Here is a 677-nt window from a genome sequence, read left to right on the forward strand (position 1 = left end):
CTCGCACTCAAAGCGCTTGAACAAGAATATATGGGGAAGGTAAAATGTATCTATATCGATCCGCCTTATAATACAGGTAATGCTTTTGAACATTATGAAGATGGTTTAGAGCATTCCATATGGCTAAGTCTTATGAGAGATAGGCTAGAATTGTTACATCGTTTACTGGCGGAAGATGGAAGTATTTGGATTTCCATTGATGATGATGAACAAGCCTATCTAAAAGTGATGATGGATGAAATTTTTGGTCGCCAAAATTTCATCAACAATATTATTTGGCAAAAGAAATATGCTCCACAAAATGATACAAAATGGCTTTCTGATAATCATGATTTTATAATGGTTTATGCCAAAGATAAAACGATTTGGCGCCCTCAATTGCTTCCTCGTTCAAACGATATGGATGCGCGCTATAAAAATCCTGATAATGATCCTCGCGGTCCTTGGAAATCTGGAGATTTATCCGTAAAAAGAGTAACACCTAAGGATATTTATGAAATCATCACACCTTCTGGACGCAAGGTAATGCCTCCTAATGGTAGAAGTTGGGCTATGAATAAAAAAAAATTCTTTGAATTATTGAATGATAATCGTATTTGGTTTGGCCCCACAGGAAGCAATGTTCCTTCTTTGAAGCGTTTTTTATCAGAAGTAAAAAATGGCATGGTTTCAATGAC

The 677-nt window shown here is 36.0% G+C and carries 1 protein-coding gene; it reads left to right on the plus strand.

Going from position 1 to position 677, the window contains the following annotated elements; translation table 11 throughout:
* The coding region (locus ACFIL8_RS11955; protein ID WP_375689998.1) for a site-specific DNA-methyltransferase at positions 1–677 on the plus strand (677 nt) is incomplete at both ends.

This window comes from Bartonella sp. AP57NXGY, assembly GCF_042195805.1.
Lineage (GTDB): Bacteria > Pseudomonadota > Alphaproteobacteria > Rhizobiales > Rhizobiaceae > Bartonella.